The following is an 11,445-nucleotide window of genomic DNA, read 5'->3' on the forward strand; positions in this document are numbered from 1 at the left end:
CTTCACTGTGCTCAGGATGACAATTAATAAAAAGAACGTACCTTTATTTTGAAAAGAAATCGTTTAATAAAACATCCAATTCTTCAACTTTATCAGCAACAGCAGTATCCTGGCTTTGTACTTTGTTCTCCGTTCTTAATACCGCAGTTGCATAATGCAATACTGCCATAGAAAGTAGATCCTGCTTATCTCTGACCGCATAATTATCCTGATAATCCTTTATGCGCTCATTGATCAATTTTGCTGCCCGTCTCACAATCTCTTCCTCTTCCATATTAACCTTTAAAGGGTAAATACGGTCGGAAATCGTTATTTTAATCGAGATTTCTCCCATTGTTAGCTTAGTTTCTGATTTTTTCCCATCACTTTATTTCTTCAGCAATGCGATACTTTTATCAATCTCCCGCACAAAATCGTTAATTTTTTGCTTAATATCAAGCGACTTCTCGCTCGTTCCCTCAATACTTTTGGCAAGCTTGGTAACCCTCAGTTTTTCTTCAAGTTCGGTATGCTTACCCTTAAATGTATCAAGCGCTACTTTTAACGATTGATTTTCAAGCTTTAACAAATCATTTTCTTCCTGCAAAGCATTACACAACTCGATTACCCGCGTTGTTTTTTGTAGTACCTTATCTAATTGATCTGCAACAGAAGCCATGAATTATTTTTAAAAATACGAATTTATATTTTATTTCCTAATTTCTGCACCAGCTTGTCCGGTTAAGTTCGCAATTAACTTCTGCATCGTATTTTCGATCTGCTTATCCGTTAAGGTTTGCTCTTCATCCTGCAGGATAAAGTTTAACGCATACGATTTTTTACCTTCCGGCAGCTTATCCCCTTCGTAAACATCAAAAACACCAACCTCTTTAATTAATTTCTTGTCGGTTTTAAATGCAATTCCCTTTAAGGTATCAAAAGTAACCGCCTTATCAACCAGCATAGAAAGGTCTCTTCTTACCTGCGGGTATTTTGAAACTTCCTTGTTAACGATTTTATTTTTCCTTACGATATCCAGCAGCGCTGCCCAGTCGAAATCAGCATAAAATACCTCTGCATTCACATCGGCTTTTTTGCGGTCGTCCTTGGTGGCAGCACCAAAACTTACCAGGTTTTTATCCCCCCTGAAATAGCGTATACCATAAGCATAGTTCTCATCCTGTAAAACATCCGACTGGTAAGTAGAAATGCCCAGACGTGAAATTACCGCATCAACCGCAGCTTTTAGATTATAGAAAGTAGCCGGTTTAGCCTGCTGGTTCCATTGTTCGCTTTGCTTGGCACCCGAAACTACCAGTAACAACCTTGGGCGCTCAACATATTGCCCGTTAATTAAATGATAGGTTTTTCCGAACTCGTAAAACTTAACATCGGCATTCTTGCGGTTCTGGTTATAAGCAACACTTTCCAGGGCTGGCATCAGCAGGGCCTGGCGCATTACATTTAAATCACTGCTTAGCGGATTTAAAATAAATACAGCCTCTTCTAAATTTTTTGAATAAGCAGATTTCGTTAAGGAGTTACACCAGATCTCGGCAAAACCATTCGCCGTAAGCATATCTGCAATAACATTCTGCGTATTTTCCTTATCCGGTTTTGAAGTATAAGATAAAGAGGCATTGATTTTTGAAGGAATGGCGATGTTGTTATAACCATAAATCCTTAAAACTTCCTCGGTAATATCACATTCACGCGTAACATCAACTTTAAAAGAAGGTACCCTTAAAGCCAGTGTATCATTCGATGTGCTTGTAGCGGAGATGCCTAAAGCCGTAATAATGTGCTTAATCTCAGCTGCAGGAATAGCTGCACCGATCAGTTTATTAATATTGGTATAGCTAACTTCAAATTCAAAAGGCTTGATATGCTCCGGATAAATATCCGAAACCGACGAAGAGATTTCACCTCCAGCAAGCTCCTTAATTAAAAGCGCCGCATACTTCAGCGCCGTTACGGTAATCTCCGGATCAGTGCCACGCTCAAAACGGAATGAAGCATCGGTTTTTAAACCATGGCGCTTGGCCGTTTTACGCACTGAAACCGCATTGAAATAAGCGCTTTCTAAAAATATATTTTTGGTTTCCGTATCCACACCCGATGTTTTACCACCGAAAACCCCGGCAATACACATCGGTGCCTCCGCATTGCAGATCATTAAATCATCAGCGCTTAATTTACGCTCAACATCATCAAGGGTTACAAATGGCGTACCTTCCGCCACCTTTTTAACAATTACTTTACCCCCTGCAATTTTATCAGCATCAAAGGCATGCAAAGGCTGACCTAAACCATGCAATACATAGTTGGTAATATCAACCACGTTATTGATGGGACGCAGGCCAATCACTTTTAATTTATCTTTTAACCAGTCTGGCGACTCCCCTACCGTAACACCAGAAATGGTTACGCTGCTATAACGCGGACAAGCGGCTAAATCTTCAACCGTTACCGGAATAACCAGCTTTTCGTTATCTACTTTAAATGCTGCCAGATCAGGCATTTCATATTCACTTCTGAAATAAGCTGCCAGATCGCGGGCAACACCTAAATGCGATGCCGCATCAGCACGGTTTGGCGTTAAGCCAATTTCGAAAACATAATCATCATCAAGCTTAAAATAAGTTTTCGCAAGAATGCCCGTAGCAGTATCAGCAGGTAAAACCATAATACCATCATGCGACTTCCCTAACCCTATTTCATCTTCAGCACAAATCATCCCCTGCGACAGCTCCCCTCTGATTTTCGACTCCTTAATTTTAAAAGGTTCCCCTTCCAGCGGGTATACGGTAGTACCAATGGTAGCCACCACAACTTTCTGCCCGGCAGCAACATTCGGCGCACCACAAACAATCTGCAGGTTTTCTGCCCCACCAACGTTAACTGTGGTTATACGTAAACGATCGGCATTAGGATGTTGTACACAAGTTAAAACTTCGCCAATAACCAAACCCTCAAGCCCGCCGATAACCGGCTGAACTTTATCCACACTCTCCACTTCCAAACCAACATTGGTCAGAATTAAAGAAAGTTCCTGCGGCGTTTTATCGATTTGAACAAATTGCTTTAACCAGTTATATGATATTTTCATTTATTGAGATTTGAGATTCCCGAAATGAGATTTGAGACTTTAGAACATAACAAACCCATTTAAAGAATTATAAAACGCAAAGATATTATTTATAGGCCAAAGCAGAAAGCCAAATTGTAAATGTTGAATCAGCAGTTTTTAGTTTTCAGTTTACAGCTAGCAGTTCCTAATGAACTATTGAACAGTTGGCAGTTTTCAGTTTTCAGTTTTCAATTTTCAGTTAACACCGTCATTGCGAAGCCAGGCGAGTGCGAGCTGAAGCAATCTATATCAGTAAGTATTAAAATTAGAGATTGCTTCGTACCTCGCAATGACGACTTGTGGAGACTAATGAACCAATGACAAATGAACTAATGAACTATTGAGCCAACTCAACCTGTCATCCTGAGCGTAGTCGAAGGACTGACTCATTCGTCATTGCGAAGCCGGACGAGTGCGAGCTGAAGCAATCTATATCAGTAAGTGATATAATTAGAGATTGCTTCGAACCTCGCAATGACGACTTGTGGAAACCAATAAACCAATCAAGGAATGTTCAATAACCAATAACCAATTTTCAGTTGGCAGTTGACACCGTCATTGCGAAGCCGGGTGAGTGCGAGCTGAAGCAATCTATATCAGTAAGTGATATAATTAGAGATTGCTTCGTACCTCGCAATGACGACTTGTGGAGACCAATGAACTAATGACAAATGACCAATGAACTAGCCGAAGCCCTGCACCCTGCTACCCGGCCTAGCCCATCGAGGCAGCAGAAAGCAAGGGAATGCTTGAAATCCCTTTCATTTCCCCACAACCCAAGGGGAATTTGCAGCCCTAGGGGGAATGTGTGCCGGCCTGGCCTCAAATTACCGCCATTGGTATTCCCTTAGCTTTATGCAACAAGAGGGGCAAGCCTTGATCTTTTGTTACTTTTCTATCAAGAAAAAAGTAAGAACCCTTGCGGCGGTGAGCAAATAATCAGTTTTCAATTGGCAGTTTTCAGTTACTAATGAGGAGATTGCTTCGAACCTCGCAATGACGACTTGTGGAGACTAATGAACCAATGACAAATGAACTAATGAACTATTGAACCATCAAACAAACATTTACCTAAAACCACAACCGAACGAATACCGGTAAATGATCAGAAAAATAACGTTTATCCTTACTATCACTTAAAACAGCAAACTTCTGCACCTTAAAACCCTTATTTACAAAAACGTAATCAATACGGTTCTTCAGCTCACTGTTAAAATCAAAAGCATTAAAAGTACCTGCCGGACCATAAGGCGGCTCAACAGAAATTTCCTTAGCATCCTGAAGAAAAGATTTAATGGTCGCAATCGCATCCGTTTCAGGCGTTACGTTTAAATCGCCAGTATAAATAACCGGAAGCTTAGGCGCTATCTTCTGTATTTTTTGTTTAATCAGCTTTGCCGATTCTATCCTTGCCTTAACCCCTACATGATCGTAATGGGTGTTAAAAACGATAAACTCTTTTTTATTCAGCTTATCATAAAGCTTAACCCAGCTGCAAATACGTGGTAAAACAGCATCCCAGCCTTTCGATGGCACATCAGGTGTTTCCGACAGCCAGAAAGTGCCGCCATCCTTTTTCGTGAACCTCGTTTTATCAAAGAAAATTGCCGAGAACTCCCCTTTTCGCTTACCATCATCGCGACCAACACCCACGAAATCGAAATTCGTATTTTCACTTAAAGCATCAAACTGCTCCGCAAGCGCTTCCTGCACACAAAGGATATCGGCATCGTGAAACTTTACCAGGGCCTTAACATTATCCTTACGGTTAGGCCAGGCATTTACCCCATCGCCGGGGTTATTATAGCGGATATTATAAGTGATCACATTAATCGGCCTTTCGTTTTTCTGGGCGAATAACGACAGGCTCAGCAGCAGGCTAAAAGCAAAAGTAAATACAGTTTTCATACCGCCAAATTACAAAATTGTTCCTTTGCAATATTGATTTAATGTTAAGTAACAATTGTTTTATCATCAGATCAGCCCCTCATCCTTATAGCTGTAATAACCATAATCGGTAAAGATGAGGTGATCAACTACCGGCAGGCCCAGCATCAGCCCCGAAGCCACCATGGCCCTCGTAAGCTTGTTGTCGCTGTCGCTAGGCTTCAGGCTCCCCGAAGGATGGTTATGTGCCATCACCAGGTTTGCCGCATTATGCTCCAGCGCAAGCTTGAATATTATTTTCGGATCGGCTATCGTTCCCGCCTGCCCGCCTTTACTGATCAGGTGCTTCCCTGTAATCCGGTTCGAGCGGTTCAGCAGCAAGACCCAGAACTCCTCATGGTTAAGGTGCGCAAAAGTATGCTGCAGGTACCGGTGCACATCGCTCGATGCAGTAACCCGCACAAGCTCCTCCGGCACATCCTCCTTAACCCGCAGCCCCAGTTCCAGTGCCGCAACAATCGCAATGGCCTTTGCCTCGCCAATCCCCTTAAACTTCGACAGCTCCGCAATCGTTGCCCGCCCCAGTTTCGTGAGGCTGTTATCATAAAAACGAAGCATCCGCTTGCTCAGGTCAACGGCTGTTTCATTTTTACTGCCCGAACCAATTAAAATGGCAATCAGCTCCGCATCCGTTAAATGCCGCCGGCCATTTAATAAAAGCTTCTCCCGAGGACGGTCTTCCTCCGCCCAAAGCTTAATCCCGATTTTTTGTTCGTATGCTCCCATAAATTTTTACGCAAAAAAAAGGCATCCCAACTTGCGGTTGGGATGCCTTTTACTAATATCGTAAAAATTTAGCTTATTTTAAACCGTTAACGAATTTCGTTAATTTCGATTTGTTGTTAGCTGCTTTATTTTTGTGAATAACGTTTTTCTTTGCTAAACGATCTAACATAGAAATTACTTTAGGCAATAAATCTGAAGCAGTTTTTTTATCTTCAGCTGCACGTAATCTTTTAATAAAAGTACGGGTAGTTTTTGCCTGATATCTGTTACGTAAACGTTTAGTAGCGTTTGCTCTAATTCTTTTTAATGAAGATTTATGATTTGCCATTTTTATTTAGCCTTTGTTTTTTCTTAATCGTTTCCTTTAATTCGGGTTGCAAATATAGAATTAATCTTTGTAAATTACAAAACACTTTTACTTTTTTTATTCATTTTTTTTCTGCCCCCGTTCCGGCTACAAAAATAAGTTAAATTTAGCTGCCCAGCCACCCTTAAATTAAATATCCTAAAAAAACGGTGACGATTTAAAAATAGCTGCTTAAAAATACTATTTTTGAACAAAACCAATTTTGAGTGAAAAAACGAATAGCCATCTTTGCTTCAGGTTCAGGTTCTAACGCCCAGAAACTCATGGAGCATTTCAAGAGAAGTACCGATATCGAAATCGCTTTAGTGTTAACCAATAATGCAGATGCCTATGTATTACAAAGGGCCGATAATTTCGAAATTCCAAGCCATATATTCGATAAACACGAATTCTATAAAACAGATGAAGTAATCGATTTACTCAAAAACCTCGACATTGATTTTATTGTACTGGCAGGCTTCCTGTGGTTAATCCCTAAAAACCTCATCGCAGCCTACCCTGGCCGCATCATTAACATCCACCCGGCCATTTTACCAAAGTTTGGCGGCAAGGGCATGTATGGCGACAATGTACACAATGCAGTGCTTGCAGCCGGAGAAGCCGAAGGCGGCATCACCATACATTATGTAGATGAACATTATGATGAAGGCGAATACATTTACCAGGCCCGCTACCGCATCGACAAAAACGACAACCTCGAAATGGTAAAATTCAAAGGCCAGCAACTCGAACACCTGCACTACCCACGCATTGTAGAAAGCTTAGTAAAGAAAATTAAAAAGTAAACTTTCAGTTAGCACCGTCATTGCGAAGCCGGCCCAGATCGAGCTGAAGCAATCTATATCAATCATTGGCATAATTAGAGATTGCGTTGTACCTCGCATTTACAACTTGTGGAAACCAATGAACTAATGACTAATGAACTATTGAACTAGCCGAAGGCCTCCAAAACACCCCTGCACCCTGCTACCGGCCTAGCCCATCGAGGAAGCAGAAAGCAAGGGAATGCTTGCAGATGCTAACCTATTCCACAACCCAAGGAAATTTGCAGCCGTAGGGGGAATGTGTGCCGGCCTGGCCTCAAATTACCGCAATTGGTATTCCCTTAGCTTTATGCAACAAGAGGGGCGAGCCTTGATTTTTTGTTTCTTTTGGATCAAGCCAAAAGAAAGAGCCCTTGCGGCGATGAGCAAATAGTTAATAATCAATTTTCAATGAAGTTAATGAGGAGATTGCTTCGTACCTCGCAATGACGACTTTTTGAGACCAATGAACCAATGAACCAATGACCAATGAACCAATGAACTATTCGTCCAACTCAACCCGTCATCCTGAGCCTAGTCGAAGGACTCTTTTCATCCTACAGCAGTTTCAAAGATCCCTCTGTTGCGCTGCGCTCCAATCGGGATGACGACTTGGGGATGTAAAGATATCATACAGGGGCAGTGCAAAATATTTGAACGCAATGCCAGTAGTAAACAGATCCTTCCTGTCGTCAGGATGACAGCAGGGACGAGCGGTGAATATTGCGACATGGGATAGAAATTAACCACCCCAAACCCCTCCTTAAAAAAAGGAGGGGAGTTACAGGCGATGTGCAGGAAAATTGATAATGGAGTTGTGCTATTACCACTGTTTTTAGTCGGTGGGTTTTGCGGCCTAGGCTATAATGGAGAGAGAAACCGTTGAAGCTTGTGCAGTTTCAGTCGGGTCTGCACTGCCCAAGGCTACGCATCCATGCCGATTGTCAGTTATCTCAGGAAGCATCGGCACTTGTGTAGCCGCAATTAAAGCTTCGGCGAGTTTATCCGACATTATCGCCAAGCCTTGATTTTTTGGTACTTTTTTATCAAGAAAAAAGGACTAGCCCTTGCGGCGATGAGCAAATAGTTAACGACCAATATTCAATAACCAATTATCAAAAATGTTAATTAAGAGGTTATTAAATCCAAACGTCATGCTGAATTTATTTCAGCATCTCATGAAAGAGAGACCCTGAAACACGTTCAGGGTGACGGATTGGAGTAGCATTTCGCTATGAAGCAGTCGCCCAACTCAACCTGTCATCCTGAGCCTAGTCGAAGGACTAACTCATTCGTCATTGCGAAGCCGGGCCAGAGCGAGCTGAAGCAATCTATATCAGTAAGTATTAAAATTAGAGATTGCTTCGTACCTCGCAATGACGACTTGTGGAAACCAATGAACAGTTTTTAGTTGGCAGTTTTCAGTTACAAATGAACCAATGACTAATGAACTATTGAACTAGCCACAGCCCTCCATAACACCCCTGCACCCTGCTACCCGGCCTAGCCCATCGAGGCAGCAGAAAGCAAGGGAATACTTGCAGATGCTAACCTATTCCACAACCCAAGGAAATTTGCAGCCGTAGGGGGAATGTGTGCCGGCCTGGCCTCAAATTACCGCAATTGGTATTCCCTTAGCTTTATGCAACAAGAGGGGCAAGCCTTGATCTTTTGTTTCTTTTGGATCAAGCCAAAAGAAATAGCCCTTGCGGCGATGAGCAAATAATCAGTTTTCAGTTGGCAGTTTTCAGTTACCAATGACCAATGAACTATTAAACCAATAAACCAGAAAAACTAACCTCATACCCCTCCCTCAACCTCTCAAAAAACACAGCAAAATCCCCTTCATAATGACACTTTAAAATCGAAAAACCATAACCGAAATCCTTAAAAAAAGCAGCCACCCTAACATCCTGAATACAATCCCATAAATAATATTCATCAGGTTGCTTTTCTGAAGCCGTAAAAAACAATCCGGTAAACTCCGAAGGCTTAAACACCCGTTTTCCAACCCTCACAAGCATTAATAACGCATAATAATCCTTGCAATCACATAGCTTGAAACAAATCTCAGGACGATCATCATGTAACATCGCGGCGCTAACATGCCGTTTACAGGGTTTGCCCCGCAACAGCCCCCTGTCAATCGAACCATAAAATTTGGTAAAAGGCATAGAAACCAGATAAGGCCACACCTGATGCCATAAGGTAAAAATCTGAGCCTGCCTGGATGCGACCACTTCCCTATCACTGTATATTTTATTGCACCACACTTTTTTGTCAGCCAGCCAGGCAATACCCTCCATTTCAAAACAAATAACATTAAGTAGCCACTGCCTTTCAGTCCAGAGCGGTCCATTGATGTCGTCAGGACCGGGCATGTTGCTATAATTGCGTATATCCGTACCAGCCTTATTCAACTGGCCAGTGTATGGCACTAAAATCGGGATATGTTCGCAATAAATCCCCCAAATCGGTACAGCGATAAAATAGCCCAAAACCTCACCCTCGGCGGGATCAGGCTTATCCATACAAGGTTCAACCGGAAGCTGCCTTTCCGATCGCTCCTCACCCGCTTTAAAACTAAACAGCTCATCCCCTTTCCTCCAGAATTCACCATACCGCTGCTTCACATTAATATCGAGCCCTTCCCGGTCGCAAATCACATTCAGGTATTTGCTTTTCTTTTTACCCCCTTTCAAAGAAATCAAACCAGTTGTATCTGCTAAAATTGTTTTTACGATGATGGTTCATTCCCTCATGCAATGCAAAATAAACATGGCGACTTAAAAAGCCTTCATCCGTTCCGGCATTACAAGTAACCAGCAGCTGCCTTTCCCTCACGATTACATAAACCAGTTGTACAGGGGTATTACGCCCAACCACCACCTTAAGCACCAGTATACCCCCATCAAACCCGGTTTTAGATACCGTAACATATAAATATGGCCTGGCCGGCCGCCTGAAATCACTGTGTTCGTTCAACCCTGCTTCTGTAAGGACACATCCATTATCAAGCGGAATAGCATAAAAGCCAAGGCAATCTGCTGGTAACATCTTTTCACTTAACATCTTTCACCTCCATTCTGGCTGCATCATTAACAATCTTTTTTTCCATAAACCTTTCTTTACACCACTCATCGGCACGTTTCAAAAAGCTTTCTACCAGTTCCAGTAACCGATATTCAGAATGCCCTTCCAGATTAAAATCATCGTCGTAACGTGCCTGGCTGAAAGCTTTGATCATCAACATTAATAAAGATTCATGATCAGGCAAACCAGTAAAATGAAGCAAAGGAAGCGGAGAGAAACAAGTGCAAACATGAAGCAAACGGGCCAGATTACGAATATCTGAACGATACCCCATAAATACATATATCAAACCCACCAAAGCCTGCTCGGTAGCCTGATGCAGTAAAAATACACCGATGCTTTCAGTCCCGTTATCAATAGCTTCCTGACTGGCTGCAAGGAACGCCCTTGCTTTCCCGTATCTTTTATCCCAGCAAGCCACTTCACGTTCCAAATGTTTGCCTGCATTGGGTGGCTGAACATGTGCATAGGGAAATGCTCCTTCCTCAACGTATACCAGTTTGCCATTAGTCAGAACAGACGTAAAATAGCGATTGGAAGCCTGAAGATTTCGGGATACAATTTCATGCCCATGAACCTGTAATATCACTTTTATCCCAGCAATATGCCGGTCAATATAATCCTGAACCTTATGCTCCAAACTTTCACTACCTGATGTAATCACCAGCAAATGAACAGTACATTGCGCTGGCTCGCCCCGATCATAAAAAATACTTTTCGAATAATATTTGCTTTCCACCGTTGCATAATGGTAGATATACATCGGAGAAAATTCGCTAACCAGTAGTCTGATTACCTGGTCGGGCAGGTGATGGTTTTTAGGCTTCAATTTCTTTGTTTTAACCTTCATAGCATTTGGCATTAATCATTAGGGCTAAGCACAGCTTAGCTTTAAATAAATTATCTATGGGATGCTGAATGTAATGAAGCGGGTATTGCGTTTGAATGATGGAACACACGAATTTTTGTTTTTTCGCTCCATAGCTTCAGGTTGTAAATAAAAACCTTAAATTAGATCAGCTAACTGGCGTATCGAACCACAAGCAGTTGTTTAAAACAATTATTCGCTTGTTTCTTACGCTCCGTAAAATTCATTTATATTTGAAACATGGAAACCTCAGAAAAACCGAAAAGAATGCACCTTGGCCGTAAAATTAGCCGCATACGCGAACTGCGTGGCATGAAACAAGATGCACTGGCAGCAGAGTTGGGCATCAGTCAGCAGGCCATTAGCAAACTGGAGCAAAGCGAAGAAATTGAAGATTCTACACTGGAGAAAATAGCAAAGGTCTTGGGGGTAACAACTGAGGCGATCAAAAATTATTCTGATGAAACTGTATTAAATATCATATCTAATACTTTTACCAGTAATGATAATTCAACAATAAATGCGATTAATA

The 11,445-nt window shown here is 41.9% G+C and carries 12 protein-coding genes; 2 read left to right on the forward strand and 10 right to left on the reverse strand.

Annotation, left to right across the window (positions count from 1 at the left end):
- Positions 1-43 precede the first annotated feature (43 nt).
- The 6 genes from R2R71_RS15910 to rpsT form a co-directional block, all read right to left on the reverse strand.
- The gene (locus tag R2R71_RS15910; RefSeq protein ID WP_316832265.1) at positions 44-334 is read right to left on the reverse strand and encodes a cell division protein ZapA; all 291 of its coding nucleotides are present in this window, start codon (positions 332-334) and stop codon (positions 44-46) included.
- Positions 335-367: 33 nt separating this feature from the next.
- Positions 368-658: a hypothetical protein gene (locus R2R71_RS15915; protein ID WP_316832266.1), complete on the reverse strand. Its 291-nt coding sequence runs from the start codon at positions 656-658 to the stop codon at positions 368-370.
- A gap of 30 nt (positions 659-688) precedes the next feature.
- Positions 689-3,088: a phenylalanine--tRNA ligase subunit beta gene (gene pheT / locus R2R71_RS15920; RefSeq protein ID WP_316832267.1), complete on the reverse strand. Its 2,400-nt coding sequence runs from the start codon at positions 3,086-3,088 to the stop codon at positions 689-691.
- A gap of 1,092 nt (positions 3,089-4,180) precedes the next feature.
- A complete protein-coding gene (locus R2R71_RS15925) occupies positions 4,181-5,017 on the reverse strand; it encodes an endonuclease/exonuclease/phosphatase family protein (protein ID WP_316832268.1) in 837 nt (278 codons plus the stop codon).
- A gap of 66 nt (positions 5,018-5,083) precedes the next feature.
- Entirely contained in the window at positions 5,084-5,782 is a 699-nt protein-coding gene (gene radC / locus R2R71_RS15930; RefSeq protein ID WP_316832269.1) for a RadC family protein, read from the reverse strand.
- Positions 5,783-5,855: 73 nt separating this feature from the next.
- Positions 5,856-6,110: a 30S ribosomal protein S20 gene (rpsT, locus tag R2R71_RS15935; protein WP_056871313.1), complete on the reverse strand. Its 255-nt coding sequence runs from the start codon at positions 6,108-6,110 to the stop codon at positions 5,856-5,858.
- A 245-nt stretch (positions 6,111-6,355) separates the two neighbouring features.
- Here rpsT and R2R71_RS15940 point away from each other — a divergent pair, with 245 nt between their 5' ends.
- A complete protein-coding gene (locus tag R2R71_RS15940; protein WP_316832270.1) occupies positions 6,356-6,934 on the forward strand; it encodes a phosphoribosylglycinamide formyltransferase in 579 nt (192 codons plus the stop codon).
- Positions 6,935-7,808: 874 nt separating this feature from the next.
- Here the strand turns inward: R2R71_RS15940 and R2R71_RS15945 are convergent.
- The 4 genes from R2R71_RS15945 to R2R71_RS15960 form a co-directional block, all read right to left on the reverse strand.
- Positions 7,809-7,973, reverse strand: a complete 165-nt coding sequence (locus R2R71_RS15945; RefSeq protein WP_316832271.1) for a hypothetical protein — start codon at positions 7,971-7,973, stop codon at positions 7,809-7,811.
- Between the two features lie 751 nt (positions 7,974-8,724).
- On the reverse strand, positions 8,725-9,663 hold the full coding sequence (locus R2R71_RS15950; protein WP_316832272.1) for a hypothetical protein: 939 nt from the start codon (positions 9,661-9,663) through the stop codon (positions 8,725-8,727).
- Complete coding sequence (locus R2R71_RS15955; protein WP_316832273.1) at positions 9,641-10,009, reverse strand: hypothetical protein; 369 nt, start codon at positions 10,007-10,009, stop codon at positions 9,641-9,643. The genes R2R71_RS15950 and R2R71_RS15955 overlap by 23 nt, the downstream gene beginning before the upstream one ends.
- 4 nt (positions 10,010-10,013) lie before the next feature.
- Positions 10,014-10,895, reverse strand: coding sequence for a HEPN domain-containing protein (locus R2R71_RS15960; RefSeq protein ID WP_316832274.1), 882 nt, complete (start codon positions 10,893-10,895; stop codon positions 10,014-10,016).
- Between the two features lie 258 nt (positions 10,896-11,153).
- Here R2R71_RS15960 and R2R71_RS15965 point away from each other — a divergent pair.
- A partial coding sequence (locus R2R71_RS15965) for a helix-turn-helix transcriptional regulator (RefSeq protein WP_316832275.1) occupies positions 11,154-11,445 on the forward strand: 292 nt, incomplete at its 3' end.

It is taken from the genome of Pedobacter aquatilis (genome assembly GCF_032678405.1).
GTDB classification, from domain to species: domain Bacteria; phylum Bacteroidota; class Bacteroidia; order Sphingobacteriales; family Sphingobacteriaceae; genus Pedobacter; species Pedobacter aquatilis_A.

Bases quoted from the DNA above. Each gene is read 5' to 3' on its own strand.
- R2R71_RS15915 (WP_316832266.1), bottom strand. From the start codon at position 658: ATGGCTTCTGTTGCAGATCAATTAGATAAGGTACTACAAAAAACAACG.
- rpsT (WP_056871313.1), bottom strand. From the start codon at position 6,110: ATGGCAAATCATAAATCTTCATTAAAAAGAATTAGAGCAAACGCTACT.
- R2R71_RS15955 (WP_316832273.1), bottom strand. From the start codon at position 10,009: ATGTTACCAGCAGATTGCCTTGGCTTTTATGCTATTCCGCTTGATAAT.
- R2R71_RS15910 (WP_316832265.1), bottom strand. From the start codon at position 334: ATGGGAGAAATCTCGATTAAAATAACGATTTCCGACCGTATTTACCCT.
- radC (WP_316832269.1), bottom strand. From the start codon at position 5,782: ATGGGAGCATACGAACAAAAAATCGGGATTAAGCTTTGGGCGGAGGAA.
- pheT (WP_316832267.1), bottom strand. From the start codon at position 3,088: ATGAAAATATCATATAACTGGTTAAAGCAATTTGTTCAAATCGATAAA.
- R2R71_RS15960 (WP_316832274.1), bottom strand. From the start codon at position 10,895: ATGAAGGTTAAAACAAAGAAATTGAAGCCTAAAAACCATCACCTGCCC.
- R2R71_RS15925 (WP_316832268.1), bottom strand. From the start codon at position 5,017: ATGAAAACTGTATTTACTTTTGCTTTTAGCCTGCTGCTGAGCCTGTCG.